The sequence below is a fragment of the Thalassobaculum sp. genome, assembly GCF_965223715.1.
Taxonomy (GTDB): domain Bacteria; phylum Pseudomonadota; class Alphaproteobacteria; order Thalassobaculales; family Thalassobaculaceae; genus Thalassobaculum.
Genome location: NZ_OZ245012.1, coordinates 2137258 through 2163249, shown reverse-complemented (window position 1 = coordinate 2163249; position 25992 = coordinate 2137258). Strand labels below are relative to the sequence as shown.

Genomic DNA, 25992 nt, shown 5'->3' with positions numbered 1-25992 from the left:
TGACAGATGCTGAGCAATATATCCACAAAGCTCATCGCGCTTGTGGTGTTCATGACGGCGGCGCTGTTCGCGTTCGCCGGGTACACGGTTCTGTCCCTGGCGCAGGTGGCCAAGCAGGTCGACCATATCGCCGCCACCGAGACCCCGATCTCCCAGAGCGCCTTCAAGGTGGTGGAAGCCCAGCTCCAGCAGGAGTTGGCGCTGCATGTGGCGATCTCCGTTTCCGGTCAGGGGCGCAGCGACCTCGGTGAAGGCTACATCACCAAGTACGAGGAATACTCGGCGCAGGTCGAGGCCGAGCTGAAGCGGATCGAGGCGGTGATCGATGCCGCCATGGAGACGCCGGACGAACGCGCTCTGCTCTATCAGGACCTCAAGGACAGCCTGCGGGAGATCCACCAGCTGCGCGATCAGGTGACCACGATCGCCGGCCGCGTGATCACCCAGTACCGCGCCCTGGTCCAGGCGGCGGGCGCCCGCATCCCGCGCCTGTCGACCCTCGGCTCGAAGATGGAGGAGATCGAGAAGCTCCAGATCCGGCTGATGGTCGCGATCGACGACTTCGTTCACAAGGTCAACAAGCTGACCGAGGACTCCGTCGCCGAGATCCAGGAAGCCGAGTACACCGTGATCCAGCATCTGATCATCGCCGCAGTGATCATCGGCGCCATCTCCCTGCTCGTCGGCATCACCATGGCGCTGCGCATCCGCAGCCGCCTGGGCATGGCGGTGGCCACGGTCGACCGCTTCGCCATGGGCGACATGACCGTGCCGATCAGCAAGGTCAACGCCAAGGACGAGATCGGCCGGGTGCTGACCGCGCTGGCCCATATGCAGGAAAACCTGATCGGCATCCTCGGCACGATCCGCTCCGTGGGCAACGGCATCACCACCGGCAGCAACGAACTGCGCCAGACCGCCCGCCAGGTCTCCGACGGCGTGAACGACCAGGCCTCCAGCATCCAGGAGACCTCCGCAGCGATGGAGGAGATGACCGCCGGTATCCGCCAGAACGCCAAGAACTCCGAGGAAACCGAGAAGGTGTCGGAGCGGATGGCGCAAGAGGCCACCCGCTGCGCCGATGCCATGACCCAGACCGCGGCGGCGATGAAGGACATCTCCGCCAAGATCCTGGTGGTGGAGGAGATCACCCGCAAGATCGAGCTGTTGGCCCTGAACGCCTCGGTCGAGGCAGCCCGCGCCGGCGAGCATGGCCGCGGCTTCGCGGTGGTGGCCTCGGAGGTGTCGCGGCTTGCGGAGATCTCCAAGCAGGCCGCCAGCGAGATCCAGGACGCCTCGGCCGACGGCCGCGAGGCGGCGGAGAACACCAACCGCCTGCTGACCGACCTGCTGCCGGAAATCACCCGGGTGAAGGACCTGGTTCAGGGCATCAGTGCCGCCAGCGACGAGCAGTCCGTGGGTGCCGACGAGATCAACGTGGCGATCCACCGCCTGAACTCCGTGGTTCAGCAGAACGCCGCCGCCGCCCAGCAGATGGCCGCCACCTCGGCCTCGATCGCCGGGCAGGGCAACGACCTGCAGAAGTCGATGGCCCAGTTCAAGCTGGATCAGGCCGGAGGTGACGGCCCCGACGACGCGCCGCCGACCCGCAAGAAGTCCAAGGCCCCGGCGAAGCCGGTGGAGGACGAGGAAGAGGACGAGCGGGAGCCCGACGACGCCATCACCTCCGGCAATTTCGGGAAGTACTGAGGCCGCGGCGGTGGAGCTTCAGAGTTTCCGCCGGCTTGCCCATTCGCGGTTCGGCATCGTTCTGCCCGACAATGCGGAGAGTTTCCTGCAGTCCCGCCTGCGTACCCTGATGGACCGGACCGGCCATCGGGATCTGCAATCCCTGCTGCGGGCGGCCGAGGCGGAGAGCAACGGCGACCTGTTCATCGATATCGTCGAGCAGCTCTCCACCAACCACAGCTATTTCTACCGCGAGCCGGCGCATTTCGAGTTTCTCTCCTCGGTTGCCCTGCCCGAGATCACCGACCGGCTGCGGCGCCAGCGCTCGCGCGACCTGCGGGTCTGGAGCGCGGCGGCGGCGGCGGGCGAGGAGGCCTATTCCATCGCCATGGCCATGCGGACCTTCTACGGCGCGCATTACCAGGACCTGGATGCCGGCGTGCTGGCGACCGACATCGCCAAGCGCTCTCTGCAGCGGGGGACGGAAGGGGTCTACCGTTCGGAGACCTTCCGCCACGTTCCCCAGGCATGGCGCGACTCCTTCCTGGAACCGGCGGGCGAGGACAGCTTCCGGGTGGTCAAGCCGGTCCGCGACGACGTCATGTTCCGCTGGCTGAACCTGGTCGGACCGATGACCGCGCTGCGCGGCGGCTTCCACGTGATCTTCTGCCGCAACGTGATGATCTATTTCGACGCACCGACCCGCGAGCGGCTGATCCAGTCGCTGACCCATCTGCTGGCCCCGGGCGGATACCTGTTCATCGGCCATACCGACGACGCCGAGTTCGCGCGCAAGTATCTCGACCAGCAGCGCCCGGCGATCTTCCGCAAGAGGACTGAGCCATGAGCAACCTGCGGGTTGTCGTGGTGGCGGCCGATCCGCTGCTGCGCAAGGCGGTGTCGGAATCCCTGAACGACCTGAAGGCCCTGGGGGAGGTGACGTCGATCACACCGGTCCGGGCGACGCCGGACCGGATGAGGGCGACCGACGCGGTGCTGATCGCCGGCAGCGATGCCGACGCCGCTACGCTGAAGCCGGCCGTGGCCGCCGCCATCGGCGCCGGACGTCCGGTGGTTTTCGTGATCGTGGGCGAGAGCGGCGCACCGGCCCTGCTGGCCCTCGGCACGCCAGGCGCCTTCTCGATCAAGGTGCCGGACCTGGACATCCGTGCCCAACTCGCCTCGGCAGCACCAAAGATCGCCGATCTGCTGCGCCGGGCCGAGGCCGCCCAGGTGCCGGCAGCGGAGAGCCCGACGGCGCCGGCGGCGGTCCGCACGCCCGCAGCACCGCGGCCCGTGGCGCCGGGTGCGCCCTATCTCGGGGTGGTGATCTGCATCGGCGCGTCGACCGGCGGAACCGATGCGCTGCTGACCATCCTGTCGCGCACGCCGCGCACCAGCCCGCCCATCGTCATCGTCCAGCACATGCCGGAGGCCTATGTGGGCGATTTCGCCGCCCGGCTGGACCGGTCGTCGCCCATGGACGTGTCGCTGGCCCAGGACGACCTGCCCCTGCGCATGGGGCTGGCGGTGGTGGCGCCGGGTGGGCGCCAGCTGCGTCTGCGCAAGGACGGCCACGGGATCTGGACCCGCTCGGGTGAGCCGGGCCGGTTCGGCGGGCATAGTCCGGCGGTGGACGTGCTGATGAACTCCGCCGCCGACCAGCTCGGCAAGAAGGCGATCGGCGTGGTGCTGACCGGCATGGGTCGCGACGGGGCGGACGGGCTGCTGGCGATGCGCGAGGCGGGGGCCCGCACCATCGCCCAGGACGAGGCGACCTCCATCGTCTACGGCATGCCCAAGGCGGCCTACGAGAATGGCGGCGCCGACACGGTCCTGCCGCTGGGCAAGGTGGCGGATTTCGTGTCCGGCCTGGTGATGTCGTTCCGGTAGGGCGATTGAGACTTCCGCGTCTTCCCGGACTTGATCCGGGATCCAGAGCAGCCTTCCGCTGAGACTTCAGCCGTAGATCTCCGGCCCACGGCCCGGCTGGATCCCGGATCAAGTCCGGGAAGACGATGGATTGCGGTGGCGTCCCGCCCAATCCCTCAATTCCGCCGCGACCTGTTCCATCACCGGCTCCCATTCCCCGTCGCGCGCCTGTCGGAACACCCGTGTCCGCGGATACCACAGGGAGTCCGATCGGCTCAGGCCCCAGCGCCAGTCCGGGCGGGTGGGCAGCAGGGTCCAGCACGGCTTGGCCAGCGCGCCGGCGAAATGCACGGTGTTGTTGGCGGGGGCGACGACCAGATCGACCGCCGCCACCAGGGCCGTCAAGCCGTCCAGATCCACCAGCGGCTCGACGCCGTGCGCATGGTCGATCGGATGCCCGGTTTCCTGCGTGAAGGCGGCGAGATCCTCCGGTGGGGCGCCGTATTGCAGGGACACCAACGCCACGCCCGGCGTCCCCGCCACTTCGCGCCACAGGCCGACCGGAATGCTGCGCCGCGCGCCGGTCCTCGGGGCGATGGAGCAACAGGTAATGCCGACCAGCCGCTGCCCCGGATGGCGCGCGTGCAGCCCGGCGCGCAGGGCGGCCACCCGGTCGGGGTCCGGCACGATCCATGGATCCGGCCGCACGTCGCCGCCGCAGAACAGCGCCAGCCGGTGGGGCAGGTCGCCCAGGGCGATCTGCAGGTCGCAGCCATGCCGGTCCTCCGACCCGCCGGTCGGGTTGCCGATCTCGGGCACGGCCACGCCGGGGAAGCTGCGACGCAGGATCGGCCGCAGGCGGGGCTCGGTGAGGAGCGTGAGGCGGGCACCGAGGCGCAGCAGCGCGGGGAGCAGGGTGAGGAACTGGACCTCGTCACCGATCCCCTGTTCGCCCCAGACCAGCAGATGCTTGCCGGCGATCGTCTCGCCCGACCATTCGGGGATGGCGAAGCGTCGCATGAACGGTGCGGCGTCGGGGGAGTCGAGCCGGCGGCGATGGGCCTCCCACCCCTCGGCGAACCGCTCCTGCACCAGCAGGGCGAGGGCGGTGTTCAGATGTGCCAGCGCGTGCGCGTCCCGGATGAGCGTCGCCCGGCGGCAATACCGCACCGCACCGGCCGGGTCGCCACCGCGCCCGAGTTCGACCCCGATATTGTACCAGGCGTCCGGGCTCTGCGGACACAGGCAGGCCCCCTGTCGCAGCCGCCCAAGGACGCGCGACCGGGTCGGGTCCTGGGTCGCGAGCAGGGCCAGTCGGTTGTAGGGCTCCACCGCGAACGGGTTCAGCGCCAGCGCCCGGAGCGCCCAGCGCTCCGCCTCCAACAGCCCGGCGACCTCGCAGCTTGCCGATACATGCGCCGGATCGCTCAACAGGCTTCGTTTGAACGGCAGGAGGGCGGTCGTGGGGCGGTCGCGCTTCAGCAGGGTGCGGGCGAGATTGCCGTTGGCGGCCGCATGATCGGGCGCTCGGGCGAGCGCCTGTCGGAAACATTGCTCCGCCGCCGCCAAAGTCCCCCGGGTGAAGAACAGCAGCCCCTGGTTGTTCAGGGTGTCCGCCGCGTGGGGCGCGATCGCCAGCGCCCGCCGGTAGCAGTGCTCCGCCGCCGCATCGTCGCCCAAATCCCGCAGTGCGTTGCCCTGGTTGAAGGCGCCGGCCGGAGAGGCGGGGAGCAGCAACTGTACGCAGCGGAACGCCCGGGCGGCCGCACAGGCCTCTCCTTGGGCCGACAGGTCGTTGCCGAGCTCGATCCGGGCGTCCACATCCAGCGGGCCAAGTGCCAGCCGTCGACGCAGGGCGGTGCGGCGCCTGTCGCCGGTCGACAGGCTGGAGAGACCGGCCAGCCCATCGGCCCGGTCCGGAGCCAGCAGAACGGCCCGGCGGTAGCAGGCGAGTGCGGCCTCGGGCCGGGGAACGTGCCGAGCCACCCCGCCGAGATTAGCCCAGGCGGCGGCATTCCCCGGGCTGGTGCGGACCGCCTGGCCGATCAGCCGGAGGGCATCGGCCGTCCGCCCCTCCTCGAACAGCACCGTGCCGAGCAGGTTCAGCGCATCGGCATGGTAGGCATCCCCCTGGGGAACCTGGGTGTAGAGGCTGGCCGCGCGGGCCCGGAACCCGGCCTTCTGCTGGCGGATGCCTTCAGTCAGGAGAGCGAGGGCGTGCGGGCTCACGGGTTTGGCGCAGCTCCTGGACGACGCTCGCGACGACCGGAAGCCAATCGCCGATGCGCTTTTGTCGATGAAGAACTGTCATATCATACCATCTAAAGTAGTGTTCGTCCTTGCCCCATCGCCAGTCCGGATCCACCGGCAGCATGACATGGCAGGGCAGGCCGAGCGCCCCGGCAACGTGCACCGTGTTGTTCGGCGGCGAGACCACCACGTCCATTGCCGCGGTGAGGGCCGCCAGACCGTCGAGATCGTCGAACGGCTCGATCCCGTGATCGATCTCCAGCCGGTCGCCGAAATCCGCGACATCGCGCCGGTCCGCCCGGTACTGGAGCGAGACCAGGGCCACGTCCTCCAGATCCGCGATTGGCTGCCAGAGGGTCGGGGGAACGGTCCGGCGCCATCCGTCCTCCGCCTGGCTGGTCCAGGTGATCCCGACCAGCCGCTTGCCTGGATGCCGCCGCTGTAGCCGGTCGCGAAGCGCCCCCCTCCGGCGTCGGTCGGCCTTCAGGTAGGGTGTCGGACGGACGGCGCCGGATAGGCCGAGACCGAGGGCGGCGGGCAGATCGCCGACGCAGATCCAGGCTTCGGCGGGGGGCAGGGGGCCGACGGTGCGGCCGGCATCGGGGGCGACAACCTGGATATCCGGTAAGCTGCGCTGCACCAGCGCCTTGAGCCGCGCGGTCACCAGCAAGGTGACGGCGCCGACCCGGGCCCGGACCGCCTCGACCAGGGTCAGGAACATGACGGCGTCGCCGATGCCCTGTTCGGTCACCAGCCGCAGACGGCCGGAGAGCGGCCTGCCGTCCCATTCCGGCAGGTCGGGCCAGATCGTCGCCGGATCGGCCCCCAGCGTATGATGCCGTGCCCGATAGAGCGGCCAGCCCCGGGCGTAGTCGCCGCGGCGCAGATACAGGATCGCGGCGTTCATGTCGGCCATAGGGGCCGGCGCGCCGGCAGCCCGGGCCCACCCGCACAGCTTCAGGGCGAGGTCATCCTGCCCGAGGCGCTTCTTCACGTTGCCTAAATTGATCCAGGCAGGGCCGTCGCCGGGGCCGAGCAGCAGGCCGCGGGTTCCGGCGACCTCCGCCTCCCGCACGCGGCCCAAGGTCCAGAGCGCCAGGGCCTCGCGGTGCCGGGGCGGCGGCGCGGACGGATCCACGATCCGCGCACGCCGCGCCCATCTGAGCCCCTCCAGCGGCGCCTCGTCCATCCGCCGCCCGGCCCAGGCATGCAGAACGCGAGGGTCGCTGGCGCGGGTGACGGCGAGGCGCCGGATCTGCTCTGGCGGGAGCGCGTCGTTCATCGGACCCCGGTATGGGTTATGCCGAAGCGGGTTCCTTCAGCTCGATCTCCATGAACACCACCTCACCCGGACCGTCGTTGATGACGTCATGCTCGACACCAGCGGGGCGGATATAGGGCTTGCCGACGACCATCTCCGCCGCGACGTCGCCGTCCGGGGTGGCGATGCGCAGGGGACCGCCGCTGGTCGGGACGATGACATAGGCCATCTCGTGCTTGTGCCAGCCGGTGGACGAGCCGGCAGCGAGCGTCCATTCGGTCACCCGGACCTTCTCGTCGTCGATATGCAGGGCGGATTTGGCAGGGGCATAGGTGTCGGTCATGAAACCCTCTCAGTGTTGGATTGACCGAACGATGCGCCGTCCCGGTTTGTGGTGCAACGCGGCGAGATGCCCATGATGGCGGATTTCCGCGCGAATCGGCTTCCAGTGCTTGCATCGCGCTGTTAGAACGCGACAAAACAAACACAGCTTTCGAGAACCCAATCCCCCGAGGGAGGGCGCGATGACGACCGAGTGGACCCCGACGACCTGGCGCGACCGGCCGATCCGGCAGGTGCCCGAGTATCCCGACCGGGAGAAGCTGGACGGCGTGCTGTCGACCCTGCGCACCTTCCCGCCCCTTGTCTTCGCCGGCGAGACCCAGCGGCTGCGGGCCGCCCTGGGCGAGGTCGCCGCCGGCAACGCCTTCCTGCTTCAGGGCGGCGACTGTGCCGAAAGCTTTGCGGAGTTCTCCGCCGACAACATCCGCGACACTGTGAAGGTGCTGCTGCAGATGGCGGTGGTCCTGACCTTCGGCGCCGCCCTTCCGGTGGTGAAGATCGGCCGTCTGGCCGGCCAGTTCGCCAAGCCGCGCTCCGCCCCGACCGAGGTGATCGACGGTGTGGAGCTGCCGAGCTACCGCGGCGACATCATCAACGGCATGGATTTCGACGAGGCCTCCCGCGTGCCGGATCCCGAGCGGCTGCTGCGGGTCTACAACCAGTCGGCGGCGACCCTGAACCTGGTGCGGGCCTTCGCCACCGGCGGCCTCGCCAATCTGGAGGAGGTGCACCGCTGGACGCTCAGCTTTGTGGAGAAGAGCCCCGAGGGTGAGAAGTTCGAGCAGATCGCCGGCCGCATCGAGGAATGTCTCGCCTTCATGCGCGCCTGCGGCGTGACGCCGGAGAGCGTTGCGCAGCTGCGCGAGACCGACATGTACACCAGCCACGAGGCGCTGCTGCTCGACTACGAGGAGACGCTGACCCGGCGCGACACGATCACCGATGACCGCGGCTGGTACAACACCGCCGCCCACATGGTCTGGATCGGCGACCGCACCCGCAACCTGGACGGCGCCCATGTGGAATACTTCAAGGGCATCCACAACCCGATCGGCCTGAAATGCGGGCCGAGCCTGGACCCGGACGAACTGATCAAGCTGATCGACGTGCTGAACCCGGACAACGACCCCGGCCGCCTGACCCTGATCGCCCGCTTCGGCTCCGACAAGGTGCGCGACGGCCTGCCGCCGCTTGTGCGCGCGGTGGAGCGCGAGGGCCGGCATGTGGTGTGGTCCTGCGATCCGATGCACGGCAACACGGTGAAGTCCTCCACCGGCTACAAGACCCGGCCGTTCGACCGGATCCTGTCGGAGGTGCGCTCGTTCTTCGAGGTGCACGAGGAGGAGGGTACCTATGCTGGCGGCGTGCATTTCGAGATGACCGGCCGCGACGTCACCGAGTGCATCGGCGGCGCCACCGGCGTCACCGAAGAGGCATTGCGCGACCGCTACCACACCCATTGCGATCCGCGCCTGAACGCCGCGCAGTCCCTGGAGCTGGCCTTCCTGGTCGGCGAGATGCTGGTCCGCCGCCGCGGCGGTGTGGGCGCCCAGGCCTTCAAGGCGGCGAGCTGAGCTCATACCGGGGAGGGAGGGGTGCCGTTCCGCATCGCCTCTTTTCCCGGCCGCGTCTCAAGCGCTACTCTCTAAGGCCTTGAGATCAGTGGAACGTCCCATGAGCGCCATCGAACGGGATGACGACGACCGGTTGAACCCGGCCGGCAATGGCTGGCCCACGACCCTGCGTCACCCGACCCCGGATACCCTTTCGGGCTATGTCGACAAGTACTTCACCCGCACCAAGGACTGCGTCGCCGCGTTCGGCGACAAGCGGGTGACCTATGCCGTCTTCATGCGCCGCCCGGTCACTTGCGCCACCAGGCTCTCCGTCGAATGGCTGAAATGGGTCATGGCCGAACGCGGGGCGGAGGTCGACATCCAGGTCCTGCACAAGGAAGGGGCCTGGGTCGGCGCCGGCGAACCGATGCTCTACATCACCGGCTCGTTCTATCACCTGGTGGATCTGGAGACCCAGTACCTGCAGAAGCTGGGGGCGGCCTGCGTGGCAGCCTACAACGCCTACACCATGTGCGTGGAACTGCCGAAGACCGCCTTCCTGGCCATGGATGCCCGGCACTGTGCGGGCACCGAGATGGCCGAGATCATGGCCTATGGCGCCAGCGTCGGCTCGGCCAAGGCGAAGAACAAGGTCGGCGCCATCGGCTTCATCGGCAACGCGACGGACGCCACCGCCCATTACTTCGACCAGAACCGCGGCTTCGGCACCATGCCGCATGCGCTGATCGGCTATGCCGGATCGACGGTGCGCGCCGCCGAGATGTTCCACGAGACCCACCCAGCCGAGAACCTGACCGTGCTGGTCGACTATTTCGGCCAGGAGATCACCGACGCGCTTGCTGTCGCCCGCCGCTTTCCGGAGTTGGCGGCCGAGGGCAAGCTCGCGGTGCGGCTCGACACCCATGGCGGTCGGTATATCGAAGGCCTGGACACGGCGGAGGCCTACGCGGTGCTCGACCGCAACGCGCCGGAGGCGATCCGCGGCTACCGCACGGAGGCGGAACTGCGCGCCCTGATCGGCACTGGCGTGTCGGCGGCGGCGATCTGGTCGATGCGCGAGCGTCTGGACGCGGCCGGCTTCCCCAAGGTGCGGATCGTCGCGTCGTCGGGGTTCGGCCCGGAGAAGTGCCGGGTGATGGCTTTGGCCAAGGCACCGGTGGACGTGATCGGTACCGGATCCTATCTCCCTGACAAATGGAGCGAGACCTACGCAACCGCCGACATCATCGATTATGATGGCGAGCCGCGCGTGAAGGTCGGCCGCGAGTTCTTGCTGCGCAAAGGGGAATCATGAGTTCAGACCGGTTTCTGATCGTCGTTCACCAGAAGACCTCCACCCCCGGCCGGGTCGGCCAGCTTCTGGAGGAGAGGGGCTACCGGCTCGACCGGCGCTGCCCCTGCATCGGCGACGATCTGCCGGAGAACCTCAAGGACTATGCCGGTATCGCCGTCTTCGGCGGCCCGATGAGCGCCAATGACTGCCAGCGGCTCGACGGCATCCGGTACGAGATCGACTTCACCAAGCGGGCGCTGGATGCCGATGTGCCCTATCTCGGTCTGTGTCTGGGCGGCCAGATCCTCGCCCGCGCGATCGGCGGATCGGTGTCGCCCCATCCCGACAAGCATGTGGAGATCGGCTACACCAAGGTGCTCCCCACCGAGGTGGCCCAGCGCGAGAGGCTGTTCGAGCACTCGACCCATTTCTACCAGTGGCACCGGGAAGGCTTCGACCTGCCGAAGGAGGCCGTGCTGTTGGCGGAGGGGACCAACTCCTTCCCCAATCAGGCCTTCCGCTACGGCGACAAGGCCTATGGGTTGCAGTTCCACCCGGAGATCACCATCGACATGATCCACCGCTGGAACATGGGCGGCGGCCATCGCCTGGAAGCGCCGGGCGGCCAGCCGAAGCGGGCCCAGGTTAAGGGCTGGGAGCTGTTCCACGACGGCGTTCGCAAGTGGACCCTGTCGCTGTTCGACCGGCTGGGCCTGCATCCGGTCCGCGCGCTCCAGTCGGCGGCGGAATAACGGAGGCCGAATAGGCTCGCGCGAACGCCCCGGGCGCGCTATCCGGGGGCATGCGGATCCTCTTCATCACATCGAACCGTCTTGGTGACGCCGTGCTGTCCACGGCGGTGCTGGCGCGCCTGCTCGACCAGCATCCGGACGCGAAGGTGACGGTGGCCTGTGGACCGGTGGCGGCGGCCCTGTTCGAGGGCGTACCCCAGGTTGAGCGGGTGATCGCCTGGCGCAAGGCAAAATCCGGTCGCCATTGGTGGGCGCTGTGGCGGCAGGTAGCGGGAAGCTGGTGGGACCGGGTGATCGACATGCGCGGTTCGGCGCTCGCCTGGACGCTGCTGGCCGGACGGCGGGAGGTCTACCGCACCCGGCGCGGCGATGAACACCGGCTCGACCAGATGGCCGCCGGGCTCGGGCTGGCGCCGCCGTTGATGCCGCGGCTGTGGCTGACCGAGGCGGACCGCGCGGCCGCATCTGAGCTTCTCGGTGATGACGACCGGCCGTTGCTGGCGGTGGCGCCGACGGCGAACTGGCCGCCCAAGGCCTGGCCGGCCGACCGTTTCGCCGACCTGATCGGCCGGCTGACCGGCGAGGACGGGCCGCTTGCCGGCGCCCGGGTGCTGGTCGCCGGTGGGCCGGGGGAGCGGGATCTCGCCGCCCCGGTGCTGGCGGCGGTGCCGCGGGACCGCTTGGTGGACCTGGTCGACCGGGCGCCGCTGATGGTGCTGGCGGCGGCCTTCGCGCGCTGCCGGCTGGTGGTGGCGAATGACAGCGGGCTGATGCACCTGTCGGCTGCCGCAGGTGCGCCGACGCTCGGCCTGTTCGGCCCGAGCAAGGACGCGAACTACGCCCCGGCGGGCCCGGTGACGGCCTGGGTGCGGGCGCCGGAGAGTGCCGAGGCGTTGTTGGCGCGGTCGCAGGAGGTGGGCCGGACGCCCGGTGCGCTGATGGAGGGCCTGTCCATCGACGCGGTGGAGGCGGCGGCGCTCGATTTGCTGAACAGAGCCTAACCCCAATCACTCCCCGGATTCATTCCGGGGCCCACCCTCGAGCAAACCGGGTCGGTTGACGGTGCGCATGGACGCGTGGGTCCCGGAACATGTCCGGGAAGTGAGTGAGGGGGAGTATTCGATGGAACGTACTTCCCTGCGTCTTCCCGGGCCTGACCCGGGATCCAGGGTGAGGTCTGCTGGAACGACGGGGCGCGATTGTCCGGCGCTCCGGCTGCTCCGATCCTCGGTCCCGGCGCAATCCCGGATTAAATCCGGGACGGGAAGACGATGAGGGGAGGGACGGTGGCCGGCCTACCCCAGCGCCCGCGTCAGTGCGTTCATCGTCACCTCCACCTCGATCTCCGCCATGCGGTCGACCCGGTATTCCGCGCCGCCCGGCGGTTGCAACGCGTCGAGGTTCGGATACAGCGCCAGCGGCGGGGAGCCGCCGAACAGGCCGATGGTGGGCGCCCCCGTCGCCGCCGCCAGGTTCAGCATCCCGCTGTCGTTGCCGAGAAACGCGTCCGCCGTCGCCGCCAGGGCGGCCGCCTGGCCGATCGGCCGGTTGATCGCCAGCACCACCTCGCCGCGGGCATTTTGAAGGATGCGCTCGGCACTCTCCTTCTCCGCCTCGCCGCCCATCAAGATCACGCTGCCGCCGGTGCGGTCGGTGAAGGCGCGGGCCAGGGCCGAGAAGTTCGCCTCCGGCCAGAGCTTGAACGGCTCCGACGCGCCGATCCCCAGCACCAGCCAGGGCCGGGGCAACTCGCCGTAGAGCCGCTTGATCTCGGCCTTCGCGGCGGCCGGTGGCTCGAGCCGCGGGGTCGGGTCCACGCTCAGCCCGCGCTGCCGCAGCAGGGCGGTCGCCTTGTCCGCCTGGTGCAGGTCGCGGCCCTCGTTCGGCAACTCGCGGTAGCTGATCCGGTTCGGGATCCCGGCCATCCGGGTCGCCGTCAGGTAACGCCAGGACCGGTGCAGGATCCACACCGTTTCCGCCTCGAAGGCCTTGAGGTCATTCCCCAGCCTTACCGCGCCCAGCGGCCCATCATGGCGCCCGGCCTTCTCCTTGCCCTGGGCGCGGTCGAGCCAGCCGATATCCGAGATCCAGGGTGCGCCCTCCAGCATCTGGTCCGCCGCCGAGCGCCGCTTGGTCACCAGCGCAATCTTACCGTCCGGCGCGCGCTCGGCGATCGCCTTCAGATGCGGCAGGTGCCACACCATGTCGCCGATACCCGGCAGGGGCTGGATGACCAGCGTCTTGCCCAAGACCCTCTCCCCTCGCGTCCTTGCTTTCCGTCCGGACAAATGCCTACACCACCCGGCCCGCGCCGTCAGTGCGCCAAAGACCGAAGGATTGTCAAATGGCCGAGGCCACGTTCCGTCTCTACATGGCCACCAGCCTCGACGGCTATGTCGCCGATGCCGAAGGCGGGATCGACTGGCTGAACGACTACGAGACCGGCGTCGACTACGGCACCGAAGCGTTCATGGCCGAGGTGGACACCCTGATCATGGGCCGGGCGACCTACGACCAGGTGATGGGCTTCGGGGTGTGGCCCTATGCCGGCAAGCGGGTGTTCGTCCTCACCTCGCGCCCGATCGCGGATGCGCCCGAGGGAGTGGAGGGCACGTCCGACCTCGCCGGCCTGATCGCCGAACTGCGCGAGGATGCCGCCCAGGTCTGGATCGTCGGCGGTCCGGCGGCGGTGGAAGGCTGCCGGGCCATGGGCGCGCTGGACACGGTGGAGCTGTTCGTCATGCCGGTGCTGCTGGGATCCGGCATTCCGCTCTTCGCCGGCGAGGCCGACGCGCTCGGCCTGCACCTGGTCTCGGTCGATGCCTACGAGACCGGCGCCGTTGCCTTAAAGTACGAGGTGGAGTGAGCGTCCAATCGCTCCTAGTATCGGCGGACCAGCTTCAATGGAGTGCACCATGTCCCTCGCGGCCAATGACTCGACCAAACCGAACGACCTTGAATCGTTCTGGATGCCGTTTACCGCCAACCGCGATTTCAAGCAGAGCCCGCGTCTGTTCGTCGAGGCCGAGGGCATGCACTACATCACCGCCGACGGCCGCCGGGTGCTGGACGGTACCTCGGGCCTGTGGTGCTCGAATGCCGGCCACCGGCGCAAGCCGATCGTCGACGCCATCAAGAAGCAGGCCGAGGTCCTCGACTTCGCGCCGGCCTTCCAGATGGGCCACCCGCTCTCCTTCGAGTTCGCCTCGCGGCTGACCCAGATGATCGAGGGCTTCGACCACGTGTTCTTCACCAACTCCGGCTCCGAGTCGGTGGACACCGCCTTGAAGATCGCGCTCGCCTATCAGCGCGCCCGGGGGCAGGGGACGCGCACCCGGCTGATCGGCCGCGAGCGCGGCTATCACGGCGTCGGCTTCGGCGGCATTTCGGTCGGCGGCATCGTCGGCAACCGCAAGCAGTTCGGCACGCTTCTGAACGGCGTCGATCACATGCGCCACACCCATGACATGGAGCACAACGCCTATACCCGGGGCGAGCCGGACTGGGGTGCGCATCTGGCCGACGACCTGGAGCGGATCGTCGCCCTGCACGACGCCTCCACCATCGCCGCCGTCATCGTTGAGCCGGTCGCCGGCTCCACCGGCGTGCTGATCCCGCCGAAGGGCTACCTCCAGCGGCTGCGCGACATCTGCGACAAGCACGGCATCCTGCTGATCTTCGACGAGGTCATCACCGGCTTCGGCCGCCTCGGCACGCCGTTCGGCAGTGACTATTTCGGGGTGAAGCCGGACATCTTCACAACGGCGAAGGGCATCACCAACGCCACCGTGCCGATGGGGGCGGTGTTCTGCCGCGACGGCATCTACGACGCGTTCATGGACGCGCCCGAGGGCTCGATCGAGCTGTTCCATGGCTATACCTATTCCGGCCATCCGCTGGCCTGTGCGGCCGGTCTCGCCACCATCGACCTGTACCGCGACGAGGGCCTGTTCGAGCGGGGAGCCGAGCTGGCGCCGTATTGGGAGGACGCCATGCACTCCCTGAAGGGCACGAACCACGTCATCGACATCCGCAATCTCGGCATGGTCGGCGCGGTCGAGCTGGAGGGCATTCCGGGCAAGCCCACGGCCCGGGCGATGGACGCGTTCAAGCAGTGCTACGAGAAGGGCCTGCTGATCCGCACGACCGGCGACATCATCGCCCTGTCGCCGCCGCTGATCGTCGAGAAGGGCCAGATCGACTTCATCGCCGATACGCTCGGCGACGTGCTGCGCACCCTGCATTAACCAATCGGAAGAGTGTGGCGGCGGGGTTTCGCTACACTCTTCAATAACTTGGCGGATTACTCTACACTCCCCGACTGACAGCGGGGGGCCGCTGATGTTTGGACGGGGGTGAAGGGCGATGGGAACACTGGGACAAGGTCCGGTTCGGGCCGTTCTGGTGGTCGCATGTGTCGGGCTGCTGGCCGGCTGCGCGGAGGTGGGGGCCTCCATGCAATCGGCGGTGGACGGCGTGAAGACCGCCTTCGATCCACCCAAGGCCGAGCCGGTCCCCGAGGTGGAGCCCCGCTACTGCTACCGCACGCTCGGCAAGGTGAACTGCTATCCGCAGCCGCTGCCGGCGAGCGAGGCGAACCGGCTGGTCGGCTATCAGGGGCCGGCGCCGCGGGCCCATAGCGGGACAGGACCTCTCAGCCCGTGACATCAGACATACGCTCGGCGCCGTCGGGCCGGATCGCCCGGTGACCATGCGCCTTCCCAGCCTGCTCGTCCTGGTCAGCCTCTGCGCCATCCCCCTCGCGGCGCAGACGGTCCTGGCTCCCGCCGTCCGGGCGCAGTCCTCGGACGCCGAGGTTCCGGTGCCCCGGACCTATGGCGAGGCGATGAACTGGTATCGGGAGGCGGCGGATGCGGGCGATCCCAAGGCCATGTTCTATCTCGGCCTGACCCTGGAGCAGGGGCTGCGGGCCGGCGGCGATCCGAAGGACGCGATCGCCTGGTACCGCAGGTCGGCGGACAAAGGCTTCGCGCTGGCCCAGTTCAAGCTCGGTCAGCTCTACCAGTTCGGCCAGCTCGTCGGGCAGGACTCCGGGGCGGCGCGCGACTGGTACGGCAAGGCGGCGGATCAGGGCCTCGCCGACGCCCAGTACAACCTCGCCGTCATGCTGGAGACCGGCGACGGGGGCGAGGTCGATGCCCAGCGTGCCCTGACCCTGTACCGGGGCGCGGCGGATGGCGGCATTCCGGAGGCGTTCCTGAACCTGGCGGGCCTGCTGGCCCAGGGCGAACTGGTCGACCAGGATCTGGTCGAGGCGCTGAAATGGCTGATTCTCGCCGACCGGGCCGGTCTCGATCAGGGGGAATCCATGTCGGCCGCCGTGCGCCAGCTGCTGAGCCCGGCGGAGATCACCGATGCCGAGAGCCGGGCCGACCGGTGGCAGGCTGCCCATGGCGAGCGCTCGCGGGATATCGGCACGCCCCAGTGAGCGCCTGCGCGGCCGCGCTGCCCGGCGATTGATCTATTTGTTTCAATTTGATCCGACGGTGATCTAGAACGTCGCCGTAGCCAGCGCCGACACTTGGGGGCGGACCGGTAATCTCGGGCCGCGAAGGGGATGAAGCCGCCGATCTGCGTCGATCTCGATGGCACCTTGTTGCGCACCGACCTGCTGTACGAGTCGCTGCTCGTCGCCCTGCGCCGGCGGCCGTGGATCGTGTTCCTCCTGCCGTTCTGGATCGCCGCCGGCCGTTCCGTGGTGAAGCGGCGGCTGGCGCTGATCGCCACCGAGCCGATGGAGGTCGACACCCTGCCGGCGACCGAGGATCTGATCGACTACCTGCGCGCCGAGAAGGCGACGGGGCGGCGGATCGAGCTGGTCTCGGCCTCCGACCAGCTCCTTGTCGCCAAGGTGGCCGCCCGGTTCCCCGGCCTGTTCGACCACGTGGAAGGCAGCAACGGCACCGTCAACCTGAAGGGATCGGCCAAGGCGGCGGTTCTCGCGGCCCGGCATCCCGACGGCTTCGTCTATGCCGGCGACAGCGCGGTCGATGCCGACGTCTGGAAGGTGGCCTCGGCAGCGATCCCGGTGAATGCCGCCCTGAGCCGCCGGGCCGCGATCGAACGCGAGGTGGCCGTCGAGGCGGCCTTCGGCCGGCCGCTGGATACGCTCAAGGGCCTGCGCTCGGGCATGCGCCTGCACCAATGGGCCAAGAACGTGCTCATCTTCCTGCCGCTGCTGCTGACCAGCACCTACGCGCAGGCGGAGATCGCGGTCGCGGCCCTGGTGGCGTTCCTCGGCTTCTCCCTGGCGGCGAGCGGGACCTACCTGCTGAACGACCTGTTCGACCTCGCCTCCGACCGCAGCCACCCGCGCAAGAAGCGGCGGGCGCTGGCCTCGGGCCGGTTGCCGCTGGCGGTTGGGATGGTCGCGGCACCCGCGCTGGTGCTCGTCGGCCTCGTGCTGGCCGCCGTGGCGGGATGGGGGGTGTTCGCCATCCTGCTGATCTATCTGCTGCTTACCCTGTCCTATTCCTTCGGGGTCAAGTCGATGGCGGTGGTGGACGTGGTCGTGCTCGGCGCGCTGTTCACCCTGCGTCTCTACGCCGGCCACACCCTGGTCGATGACGGCGCGCCGGTCTGGCTCCTCGGCTTCTCCATGTTCCTTTTCACCAGCCTTGCCCTGGTGAAGCGGCTGGTGGAGGTGCGCGGGCTGGAGGATCGGGGGCTGGAGTCGATCCCCGGCCGCGGCTATCGGGCCGGTGACAGCGGCTTCATCGAGATCTTCGGGATCACCACCAGCGTCGCATCGGTGGTGATCTTCATGATGTATCTGGCGATCGAGCCGGCCCATGCGGTGCGGCTCGACAATCCGGGCTGGCTCTGGGTGGTGCCCGTGACGATCGGCTTCTGGCTGCCCCGGGTGTGGCTGCTGGCGCGGCGGGGCGAGGTGCATGACGATCCGGTGGTCTTCGCCCTGAAGGATCCGCCGAGCCTCTTGCTCGGAGTGATCGCGCTGCTTGCCATCCTGGGGGCGGCATGAGTCTGCGCGAAGATACCAGGGTTCTGAGCTGGGGGCGGGTGCATCGGGGGCGCCATCTGGTGGCCGAGCCGGCGACGCGGGACGAGGTCGGATCGGCCGTCGGCGAGACGGCGGCGGCCGGCGGGTCGACCCTGGCCCATGGCCTGGGCCGGTCCTATGGCGACAGCGGTCTCAATCTCGGCGGCGGTCTGGTGCGCACCACCGGTCTCGACCGGCTGATCGCCTTCGACCGGGAGAGCGGACTGTTGCGCGCAGATGCCGGGGTGTCGCTGGACGCGGTCTTGCGCGTCGCGGTGCCGGCCGGCTGGTTCGTGCCGGTCACGCCGGGCACCAAGTTCGTCACCCTGGGTGGGGCCGTCGCCAACGACGTGCACGGCAAGAACCACCATCTCGCCGGCAGCTTCGGCCGTCACGTCACCCGGTTCGGCCTGTGGCGCAGCGATCGGGGCGAGCTGGACTGCTCTCCCGAGGAGAACGCCGATCTGTTCGCGCTGACCGTCGGCGGGCTTGGCCTGACCGGTGTGATCACCTGGGTTGAGCTGCGGCTGGAGCGGATCGCGTCCGCCATGCTCGACGTCGAGAACCTGCCGTTCGACGATCTCGACACCTTCTTCTCCCTGTCGGAACGCTCGGAGAGCTGGCCCTTCACCGTCGCCTGGGTCGACACCCTGGCGCGGGGTGCGGGGCTCGGTCGCGGCATCTTCTCGCGCGGCCGCTGGGCGGCGACGGGCGGGCTGGAGCCGCACCGCCCGGGCGGCCCGCGGATGCCGGTCACCCCACCGGGCGGGCTGCTGAACAGCCTGACGGTCGGCGCCTTCAACTGGCTGTACCGCGCACGTCCCGGTGCGCGATTCCATGGCCGCCAGCACTACGATCCGTTCTTCTATCCGCTCGACCGGCTGCGCGACTGGAACCGGATGTACGGGCCGCGCGGCTTCTACCAGTGGCAATGCGCGGTGCCGGTCTCGACCATGCGCGAGGCGACCCGCACCCTGCTCGACACCGTCGCGGCCAGCGGCGATGCCTCGTTTCTGGCGGTTCTTAAGACCTTCGGCGACGTGCCGTCGCCCGGTGTCCTGTCCTTCCCGATGCCCGGCGCCACCCTGGCTTTGGACTTCGCCAATCGCGGCCCGGAAACCCTGTCGCTGCTCGCCCGGCTCGACCGGGTTGTGGCGGAGGCGGGCGGGCGTCTATACCCGGCCAAGGACGGACGCCTGCCGCAGGCGATGTTCCGGGCGGGCTTTCCGCGCTGGACCGAGCTTGAGGCAGCGCGCGATCCGCTCCTGATGTCGAGTTTCTGGCGCCGCATGACCGAGGAGGCCTGATCCGCCATGGCCGCGAAACGCCGTATCCTGGTCCTGGGGGCCACCTCCGCCATCGCCGAGCGCTGGTGCCGCCTGCGCGCCGCCTCCGGGGACAGCCTGCTGCTGGTCGCCCGCGACGGGGCCAAGCTCTCGGCCATCGCCGACGACCTGAAGGCGCGCGGCGCGGGCGCGGTCCACACCGCGACCGAGGACCTTGCCGATACCACCGGTGCCGATGCCCGCTTCAGCGGCTGGGTCGAAACCCTGGGCGGTGTCGATATCGTCTTCCTGGCCTACGGCATTCTCGGCGACCAGGCCGAGGCGCAGCGCGATACCGAGGCGCTGCTGCGTGGCGTGCAGGCGAATTTCACCAGCGCCGTCGTCTGGTGCGAACTCGCCGCCCGTGCCTTCGAGCTTGCCGGGGCAGGGACGCTGGTCGCCATCTCCTCGGTGGCAGGCGATCGCGGCCGGCGCACCAACTATGCCTACGGTGCCGCCAAGGCCGGCCTGTCGACCTACCTGGAAGGCATGGCGCATCGCTTCGCCGGTTCCGAGATCACCGCGATCTGCGTGAAGCCGGGCTTCGTCGCCACGCCGATGACCGCCCATATCGACGGGCGCGACGGACCGCTCTGGGCGACGCCGGAGCAGGTCGCCGAGGACATCCAGAAGGCGGTGGAGAAGAAGAAGCCGGAAATCTACACCCGCTGGTTCTGGCGCTTCGTGATGCTGATCATCCGTCACCTGCCGCGGCCCATCTTCAACAAGATGAAGATCTGATCCTATGGCGCGTATCGTCATTACCGGCGCTGCCGGGCTAGTCGGCCAGAATCTGATCGCCGGCATCGCCGATCGCGGCGACCTGCAGATCGTCGCCATCGACAAGCACCCGACCAACACGGCGGTGCTGGCGAAGCTGCATCCGGGCATCGAGGTGATCGAGGCCGATCTGGCCCGGCCCGGCGACTGGACCGGTGCCTTCAAGGGGGCCGACGCGGTCATCCAGCTCCACGCCCAGATCGGCGGTCTGGACGCTGACGAATTCGAGGCCAACAACGTGCGCGCCACCCGGCTGGTGCTGGACGCGATGAAGGCGCAGAGCGTGCCCTATCTGGTCCATGTCTCCTCCTCGGTGGTGAACTCCAAGGCGGTGGATTTCTACACCGAGAGCAAGAAGGCCCAGGAAAAGCTGGTGGTGGAGAGCGGGATTCCCAACGCCATCCTGCGTCCGACGCTGATGTACGGCTGGTTCGACCGCAAACATCTGGGCTGGCTCGCCCGGTTCATGAAGAAGGCGCCGGTCTTCCCGATCCCGGGCAACGGAAAGTACATGCGCCAGCCGCTTTATGGCGGCGACTTCTCCGACATCGTGCTGGCCTGCCTGGACGGGCGGCGCGAGGGCGCGTGGAACATCTCCGGCCAGGAGAAGATCGACTATGTCGACCTGATCAAGGCGGTCCGCAGGGCCAGCGGGGCGAAGACTCCGATCGTCCATATCCCCTACAGCGCATTCTGGATGCTGCTGCGGGTCTATGCGGTGTTCGACCGCGACCCGCCCTTCACCACCAAGCAGCTGGAAGCCCTGGTCACGCCGGACAGCTTCGAGGTGATCGACTGGCCGTCGATTTTCGGCGTGCGCGCCACCCCGCTGGACGAGGCACTCGCCATTACCTTCAACGACCCGAGATATTCGGGCGTCGTTCTGGATTTCTGAGGAGGCCGCGATGGCCAAGGTCGCAATCATCGGCGCCGGGGCGATGGGACTCGCCGCCGCGTATCACGCGCTGGAGGCGGGCCACGAGGTGACCGTCTACGAGGCGGATTCCGTGCCCGGCGGCATGGCGGCGCATCTCGACCTGGACGGGTTGTCGATCGAGCGGTTCTACCACTTCGTCTGCCAGGCGGATAAGCCGACCTTCAAGCTGATGGAGCGGCTCGGCATCGGCGACAAGATGCGCTGGACCGGCACCTCCATGGGCTATTTCGTCGACGGCAAGATGTACCGCTGGGGCGACCCGATCGCCCTGCTGACCTTCCCCAAGATCGACTGGATCTCCAAGTTCCGCTACGGCCTGCAGATGTTCCTGGCGACCAAGCGCAGCGACTGGTCGGATCTGGAGACCATCTCTGCCAAGGACTGGATCGAGAAGGGGGCGGGCAGGCGGGCCTATGACGTGCTGTGGCGCCGGCTGTTCGACCTGAAGTTCTTCGAATACGCCGACAACGTCTCTGCCGCCTGGATCTGGACCCGGATCAAGCGCGTGGGCACTTCGCGCCGGTCGCTGATGCAGGAGGAACTCGGCTATATCGAGGGCGGCTCCGAGACCCTGGTCACCGCCCTGGTGCAGGCCATCGAGGCCCGAGGGGGCGTGATCAAGCTCGCCACCCCGGCCCGCGAGGTCGTAGTCGAGGACGGCAAGGTGACGGGCGTGCGCACCGATGGGGGCATTGAGCCGGCCGAGGCGGTGATCTCCACCATGCCGACACCGCTGGTCTCCTCCCTGGTGCCCGCGCTTCCGGACGATTGGAAGGCCAAGTACGATGCCATCGTGAATATCGGCGTGGTGTGCGTGCTGATGCGGCTGAAGAAGTCGGTGACCGAGCATTTCTGGGTGAACATCAACGACAAGGCCGTGGAGATCCCCGGCATCATCCAGTTCTCCAACCTTCGGCCGGTGGCGGACACCGTCGTCTACGTGCCGTTCTACATGCCGACCACCCATCCGAAGTTCGGTCGCGACGATCAGGCCTTCATCGACGAGAGCATGGCCTGCCTGAAGCGGCTCAACCCGGCGATCGGCGACGATGACCTGAAGGCCTGGACGGTCGGTCGACTGCGCTATGCCCAGCCGGTCTGCGAGCCGGGGTTCCTTGCCAAGATCCCGCCGGTCCAGACCCCGATACGCGGACTGCAGATCTGCGACACCTCGTTCTACTATCCCGAGGATCGCGGCATCAGCGAGAGCGCGCGCGTCGCCGAAGAGATGGCGGCGGCCATCCCCGCCTCGATTTCCGGCTGAGGGAGCGGACGTGGCGCGAACCCTCGTTCTCGGCGAGTTCGGACGGTTCCTGGTCACCGGCGGCATCGCGGCCGGCGCAAATGTGCTGTCTCGCTGGCTGTTCGACGTCGTCATGCCGTTCGAGGCGGCCGTGGTGGTCGCCTACCTGGTCGGCATGACCACCGCCTACGTCCTCGCCAAGCTGTTCGTCTTCGAGGCGTCGGGACGCACCGCCCGCGACGAGTTCTTCCGCTTCGCCATCGTCAACGTGGTGGCGTTGGCCCAGGTCTGGCTGGTCAGCGTCGGGCTCGCCCGCTACCTGTTTCCGGCCATCGGCTTCACCTGGCATGCCGACGACATCGCCCACCTGATCGGCGTGGCGGTCCCGGCGGTCACCAGCTATCTCGGGCACCGCCATTTCTCCTTCGCCGCCCGCCGGGACGTCGGATCGGAGCGCGATGGCATATGAAGGCGCCGGTCGCGATTTCCCTGGTCCTGGCCCTGGTCACCGCAGCCTCCGGCATCGCCTATCAGATCTTTGTCTCCACGCCGGCACCGTCCGGCGACATGGTCGACTTCTACCATCGGTTCTTCGAGGCGGGCGGCTTCGCCGGTTACGGCCTCGCGGACCTGTACCACTGGCATAACGAACACCGGCTGTTCCTGCCGAAGCTCTGGTTCCTGGCCGACATCGCCCTGACCGAAGCGCGCCAGACCTTCCTGCTGACGGTGATCGCCGTATCGGCCGTCCTGCATGCGGGACTGCTGGCGGTTCTGTTCCGGCAGCTCGGCCACACAACCAGGGCCGCCGCTCTTGCCTTCGTCATCGCCGCCGCCGCGATGCTGTCGCCGATCCAGTACGAGAACCTGCTGAACGGCTTCCAGGTGCAGTTCGTGCAGGTCTGGTTCTTCGCGTCGCTGTCCTTCGCGCTGATGGCCTGGGCGCCGGTGGAGGCGGGGCGGACGACGGCCCGGGCGCTCTGCATCGGCGGTGTACTCCTGGCCGGTCTCGCCTCCAGCTACAGCATGTTCAACGGGCTGGCGGTCTGGCCCGTGCTGATCGTGCTGGGCCTGTGGCGCCGGCTGCCGGTGCGCTGGTCGGCGGCGCTGATCGCCGTCGGCGGGCTGGTGATGGCGGCGGAGTGCTTCGGCTTCCTCGGCCGTCCGGCTGGAGGACCCGGATTCGCCTCCGGGGCGGATGCCGTGACGATCCTTCAGTTCATGGCGCGCTACCTGACCTCGGCCGTGGGCGATATCGGCACGCTGGGACAGGATATCCTCGGCACCCTGATGCTGGCTGCGGTGACGGTCACGGGCCTGCTGCACCTGCGGCGCCCGGCCGGGACGGCGCCGGCCCGCATGGCGCTCTATGCCGTCTGCGCCTTCGTGATCGCCGGGGCGATCGCCACCGCTCTCGGCCGGCTGCATATCGGGCTCGGGATCGCGAACACCTCGCGCTACACCACCCCGTCCATGATCTTCCTGACCGCATCGGGCCTGCTCGCGTTCGATCTGCTCCTGCGGTGGGGGCGGCCCCGGGTCGTCGCCTGGGCGCTGCCGATCTGCACCCTCCTGCTGCTGGTCCCGGGGCAGGTGCATGCGGTGCGCGACCTCAAGCACCGCCTGGCGGCGCGCGACCTGGCCGACCTGGCGATTGTCAGCCACCTGGCGGGCGGATACCGTCCGGAAATGCTCGAACACCTCTATCCGCCCATCCCGTCCCGCGTCGCCACGGTCCTGGAGGCCATGCAGGCCGCTCGACTTGGCCCGTTCTCGATCAAGGAACGCTACCGTCCTTCCGCGGCATCCCTGGCGGATGGCCCGGCTCCTGACGGACCCGCCTGTTCCGGCGAGACCGGGGCGCTGCGGATCGACCCGGTGACCGGCGTGGCGCTGCCCGCGTGGCTGGTCGACGCGGAGAGCGGACAGCGTCCCCGCTGGATGGTCGCGCGATCGCCTGAGGGCCGGGTTGTGGCCTGGGGGGCGGCCCTCGAACCCAGAGGCGATCGGGCGCCGATCCCGCAGCCGGGCGCGCTCTCCCGGGGATTGCGGGCCTTTGGCGAAGCCCCCGACCCGATGATCGATACGGTGACGGTGGAAGGCGTGTTCGACGACGGCAGCCGATGCCGCCTGCCGGGCACTGTCTCTGCCGTCGCACCGCGCTATCTCGCCGACCTGCCGCAGGGTGCGCTACCGGCGGCGGCTTCGGGGTGGACCTTCGAGAGGCATGCCCCGGTCGGGGGAACGGGCACGGCACCGGTGCCGACGGAGGCGGAGCCCGCCCACGGCAATTTCGGCCAGCTCGGCCGGCGGTTCACCGCCGTGATGTCCCTGGGATCGCCCGATACTGCGCGCGGCGTCCTGCTTCCGCTCCACACCGCCGCCCATCCGTTCGGCGCGCGGATCCTGCTCCTTGATGGTGCCGGCACGGTCCTGGACGAGACAATGCTGGAACGCCCGGTGGCGCCGGGCTGGTTCTGGGTCGCGCTGCGCCCGGCAGCCCTGTCCGACGGAATGCGCCTTGAGATCCGGACCGGAGCGGGGCGGCCGTCCGACGAGGTGGCGTTCGGCGCGCCGCATTGGCTGCCATGACCGAGGCGCACGAGAGCCTGCCGCGGTTCGCCCCCTATGAGAAGGGGCGGTTCCAGCTCACCCTGGGCATCAAGGAGATCCCGGTCGCCGACTGGATCGATGTGGACGGGCACTACGCCGAGCACATGGCGGAGAAGAAGCGGCTGCTGGACGCGCGGCATGGCGAGGTCTTCGACGGCCTGCCCGGCAGCCTGCCGGCCCAGCGGGAATGCCTGGAGGCGGTGCTGGCGCATATGTCCGCGCACCGCCCGGACCTGGTGGCCGTGGAGGGCGGCGAGATCCGGACCGCCTGGGACGGCGCGAGGCTTCTGCGCTCGGCGTTCGAGGCGGCCCCGCTCGATCTCGCCGGACGGCTCGTGCAGGAGGACCTGTGCCTGATGCAGCCGTCGGACGAAGGACATCGGCTGATCGCCGCCTCGCTCTGCTTCCCGGCGCGCTGGCGTCTGGCCGACAAGCTCGGCCGGCCGATGAGCGCGATCCACGATCCGGTCCCGGGCTTCAACGACAAGCTGAACCGGCCGGTGGAGCGGTTCTTCGGCGGGATCGCCGAGGGGCAGCTCTACATGCGGCTGAACTGGTCGGTTATCGACGATCCGACCCTGTTCCAGGCCACCGGCCACGGGCGCCGCGAGCGAGACCCGAGCATCACGCCGCAGAACGTCTCCGAGCGGCTGCATATCCGCATCGAGCGCCAGACCTTCCGGCGGCTGTCAGGCACCGGCGTGCTGGTCTTCGGCATCAAGACGATCGTCGACCCGATCGCCGTGGTCGCCAACCGTCCCGGTCTCGCCGCCGCCATGCTGGGCTCGCTGCGGACCATGCCGTCGGATATGCAAGGCTACAAGAGCATGGCCCCCTTCGTCGATCCCCTCGAAACCTGGCTAAGTCAGGCCGCCGAAACGGATTCGCGGCCGTAATTCCTATATCTTCTGAGGTGGTTTCAAACGCTTAGGGTGAAGCGGCCAGGGGATTTTTTCAATTCGACATGCATTTTCGATATGTTTACGACATCTTGTGTATGCAGGTACTATGCGTGAGTCCAACGACGTGGGGGTTGTAGTGGGCTTTTCGTTCAATT

At 68.7% G+C, this 25992-nt stretch carries 23 protein-coding genes; 19 read left to right on the top strand and 4 right to left on the bottom strand.

Annotation, left to right across the window (positions count from 1 at the left end; all coding sequences use genetic code 11):
* Positions 1-6: 6 nt before the first annotated feature.
* Genes ACOQOP_RS09995 through ACOQOP_RS09985 form a run of 3 tightly spaced genes read left to right on the top strand, consistent with a single transcriptional unit; the run spans position 7 to position 3582 of the window.
* Positions 7-1710 carry a methyl-accepting chemotaxis protein gene (locus tag ACOQOP_RS09995; RefSeq protein ID WP_420566185.1) on the top strand — a complete coding sequence of 568 codons (1704 nt, stop codon included), beginning with the start codon at positions 7-9 and terminating at the stop codon, positions 1708-1710.
* Positions 1711-1720: 10 nt separating this feature from the next.
* Positions 1721-2536 carry a CheR family methyltransferase gene (locus ACOQOP_RS09990; protein ID WP_420566184.1) on the top strand — a complete coding sequence of 272 codons (816 nt, stop codon included), beginning with the start codon at positions 1721-1723 and terminating at the stop codon, positions 2534-2536.
* Positions 2533-3582 carry a CheB methylesterase domain-containing protein gene (locus tag ACOQOP_RS09985; RefSeq protein ID WP_420566183.1) on the top strand — a complete coding sequence of 350 codons (1050 nt, stop codon included), beginning with the start codon at positions 2533-2535 and terminating at the stop codon, positions 3580-3582. The genes ACOQOP_RS09990 and ACOQOP_RS09985 overlap by 4 nt, the downstream gene beginning before the upstream one ends.
* A 108-nt stretch (positions 3583-3690) precedes the next feature.
* Here the strand turns inward: ACOQOP_RS09985 and ACOQOP_RS09980 are convergent, their stop codons facing one another.
* Genes ACOQOP_RS09980 through ACOQOP_RS09970 form a run of 3 tightly spaced genes read right to left on the bottom strand, consistent with a single transcriptional unit; the run spans position 3691 to position 7415 of the window.
* Positions 3691-5790: a tetratricopeptide repeat protein gene (locus tag ACOQOP_RS09980; RefSeq protein ID WP_420566182.1), complete on the bottom strand. Its 2100-nt coding sequence runs from the start codon at positions 5788-5790 to the stop codon at positions 3691-3693.
* Entirely contained in the window at positions 5759-7093 is a 1335-nt protein-coding gene (locus tag ACOQOP_RS09975; protein ID WP_420566181.1) for a hypothetical protein, read from the bottom strand. The genes ACOQOP_RS09980 and ACOQOP_RS09975 overlap by 32 nt, the downstream gene beginning before the upstream one ends.
* A 16-nt stretch (positions 7094-7109) precedes the next feature.
* Entirely contained in the window at positions 7110-7415 is a 306-nt protein-coding gene (locus ACOQOP_RS09970; protein ID WP_420566180.1) for a cupin domain-containing protein, read from the bottom strand.
* Positions 7416-7596: 181 nt separating this feature from the next.
* On the opposite strand from ACOQOP_RS09970, the gene ACOQOP_RS09965 reads away from it, so the two are divergent.
* The 4 genes from ACOQOP_RS09965 to ACOQOP_RS09950 all read left to right on the top strand — a co-directional run bounded on the left by ACOQOP_RS09965 (position 7597) and on the right by ACOQOP_RS09950 (position 12017).
* A complete protein-coding gene (locus ACOQOP_RS09965; protein WP_420566179.1) occupies positions 7597-8988 on the top strand; it encodes a class II 3-deoxy-7-phosphoheptulonate synthase in 1392 nt (463 codons plus the stop codon).
* Between the two features lie 100 nt (positions 8989-9088).
* The gene (locus tag ACOQOP_RS09960) at positions 9089-10285 is read left to right on the top strand and encodes a nicotinate phosphoribosyltransferase (RefSeq protein WP_420566178.1); all 1197 of its coding nucleotides are present in this window, start codon (positions 9089-9091) and stop codon (positions 10283-10285) included.
* Positions 10282-11016, top strand: a complete 735-nt coding sequence (locus ACOQOP_RS09955) for a glutamine amidotransferase-related protein (RefSeq protein WP_420566177.1) — start codon at positions 10282-10284, stop codon at positions 11014-11016. The genes ACOQOP_RS09960 and ACOQOP_RS09955 overlap by 4 nt, the downstream gene beginning before the upstream one ends.
* Before the next feature lie 50 nt (positions 11017-11066).
* Positions 11067-12017: a glycosyltransferase family 9 protein gene (locus tag ACOQOP_RS09950; protein WP_420566176.1), complete on the top strand. Its 951-nt coding sequence runs from the start codon at positions 11067-11069 to the stop codon at positions 12015-12017.
* 294 nt (positions 12018-12311) lie between these two features.
* On the opposite strand, the gene ACOQOP_RS09945 is transcribed toward ACOQOP_RS09950, so the two are convergent.
* Positions 12312-13265, bottom strand: coding sequence for a glycosyltransferase family 9 protein (locus ACOQOP_RS09945; RefSeq protein WP_420566175.1), 954 nt, complete (start codon positions 13263-13265; stop codon positions 12312-12314).
* A gap of 95 nt (positions 13266-13360) precedes the next feature.
* Here ACOQOP_RS09945 and ACOQOP_RS09940 point away from each other — a divergent pair, with 95 nt between their 5' ends.
* The 12 genes from ACOQOP_RS09940 to ACOQOP_RS09885 all read left to right on the top strand — a co-directional run bounded on the left by ACOQOP_RS09940 (position 13361) and on the right by ACOQOP_RS09885 (position 25831).
* Positions 13361-13882, top strand: coding sequence for a dihydrofolate reductase family protein (locus tag ACOQOP_RS09940; protein ID WP_420566174.1), 522 nt, complete (start codon positions 13361-13363; stop codon positions 13880-13882).
* A gap of 49 nt (positions 13883-13931) precedes the next feature.
* Entirely contained in the window at positions 13932-15263 is a 1332-nt protein-coding gene (locus ACOQOP_RS09935; RefSeq protein WP_420566173.1) for an aspartate aminotransferase family protein, read from the top strand.
* 157 nt (positions 15264-15420) lie between these two features.
* Positions 15421-15681 carry a hypothetical protein gene (locus tag ACOQOP_RS09930; RefSeq protein ID WP_420566172.1) on the top strand — a complete coding sequence of 87 codons (261 nt, stop codon included), beginning with the start codon at positions 15421-15423 and terminating at the stop codon, positions 15679-15681.
* Positions 15682-15727: 46 nt separating this feature from the next.
* Positions 15728-16465, top strand: coding sequence for a tetratricopeptide repeat protein (locus ACOQOP_RS09925; RefSeq protein ID WP_420566527.1), 738 nt, complete (start codon positions 15728-15730; stop codon positions 16463-16465).
* Positions 16466-16594: 129 nt separating this feature from the next.
* Positions 16595-18019, top strand: coding sequence for a UbiA family prenyltransferase (locus ACOQOP_RS09920; RefSeq protein WP_420566171.1), 1425 nt, complete (start codon positions 16595-16597; stop codon positions 18017-18019).
* Positions 18016-19344 carry an FAD-binding protein gene (locus ACOQOP_RS09915; protein WP_420566170.1) on the top strand — a complete coding sequence of 443 codons (1329 nt, stop codon included), beginning with the start codon at positions 18016-18018 and terminating at the stop codon, positions 19342-19344. The genes ACOQOP_RS09920 and ACOQOP_RS09915 overlap by 4 nt, the downstream gene beginning before the upstream one ends.
* A gap of 6 nt (positions 19345-19350) precedes the next feature.
* Complete coding sequence (locus ACOQOP_RS09910) at positions 19351-20103, top strand: SDR family NAD(P)-dependent oxidoreductase (protein ID WP_420566169.1); 753 nt, start codon at positions 19351-19353, stop codon at positions 20101-20103.
* A gap of 4 nt (positions 20104-20107) precedes the next feature.
* Entirely contained in the window at positions 20108-21037 is a 930-nt protein-coding gene (locus ACOQOP_RS09905) for an NAD-dependent epimerase/dehydratase family protein (protein ID WP_420566168.1), read from the top strand.
* 10 nt (positions 21038-21047) lie between these two features.
* Positions 21048-22343 (top strand): NAD(P)/FAD-dependent oxidoreductase, encoded by a 1296-nt coding sequence (locus ACOQOP_RS09900; protein WP_420566167.1) that lies wholly within the window; start codon positions 21048-21050, stop codon positions 22341-22343.
* A 10-nt stretch (positions 22344-22353) separates the two neighbouring features.
* Positions 22354-22791 carry a GtrA family protein gene (locus ACOQOP_RS09895; RefSeq protein WP_420566166.1) on the top strand — a complete coding sequence of 146 codons (438 nt, stop codon included), beginning with the start codon at positions 22354-22356 and terminating at the stop codon, positions 22789-22791.
* A complete protein-coding gene (locus ACOQOP_RS09890; protein ID WP_420566165.1) occupies positions 22788-24914 on the top strand; it encodes a hypothetical protein in 2127 nt (708 codons plus the stop codon). The genes ACOQOP_RS09895 and ACOQOP_RS09890 overlap by 4 nt, the downstream gene beginning before the upstream one ends.
* Positions 24911-25831 carry a heme-dependent oxidative N-demethylase family protein gene (locus ACOQOP_RS09885; RefSeq protein ID WP_420566164.1) on the top strand — a complete coding sequence of 307 codons (921 nt, stop codon included), beginning with the start codon at positions 24911-24913 and terminating at the stop codon, positions 25829-25831. Before ACOQOP_RS09890 ends, ACOQOP_RS09885 begins: the two co-directional genes overlap by 4 nt.
* Positions 25832-25992 lie beyond the last annotated feature (161 nt).